This window comes from Caballeronia sp. BR00000012568055, from assembly GCF_029439455.1.
Lineage (GTDB): Bacteria > Pseudomonadota > Gammaproteobacteria > Burkholderiales > Burkholderiaceae > Caballeronia.
Map to the genome: position 1 here is coordinate 1 of NZ_JAQFVG010000230.1, position 538 is coordinate 538.

1 pseudogene is annotated in these 538 nt (G+C 57.4%); it reads right to left on the bottom strand.

What is annotated here, in order from left to right:
- Positions 1 to 538 (bottom strand): annotated as a pseudogene (locus P7F28_RS10325) (ornithine cyclodeaminase); the annotation flags it as partial.

The following is a 538-nucleotide window of genomic DNA, read 5'->3' on the forward strand; positions in this document are numbered from 1 at the left end:
CCTCTTGCAGCGCGGTGTGATCGAATACGATCTTGCAACTTGTGAGGAACGATTCGTCTGTGTTGAACGGACCGGACACCAGAACGGCCGCGCCTTCCTTGATCCATTCGTCCTTGAAATGCAGCGGTTTCAGACGCGAAGCAGCGATGGTGATGACGTCCGCATCACGGAATCCCTGTTCTGCATCATCCACGCCGATAGCCGCGATCTTGTACGTCGCCTCTACCCAGCGCGCGAATTCGTTGGCTTTGTCGAGGAACACATCGAAGCACACGACCTTTTCGATGCCTTCGAGCTGCGTCATGATCGCGGTGAAACACGCCTTGTTGATCGGACCGCAGCCGATCACCGAAGCGGTCTTGGCACCTTTATTTGCGAGGTATTTTGCCGCGACGCCGGGTACCGCACCCGTACGCGCTGCGCTCAACAGATTCGCCGACATCAGCGCGAGCGGCGCGCCCGTGTCCTTGTCATTGATCATCATCGTGAGGATGGAACGCGGCAAGCCTTTCTCGGCGTTGGCATGATTCGAGCCATA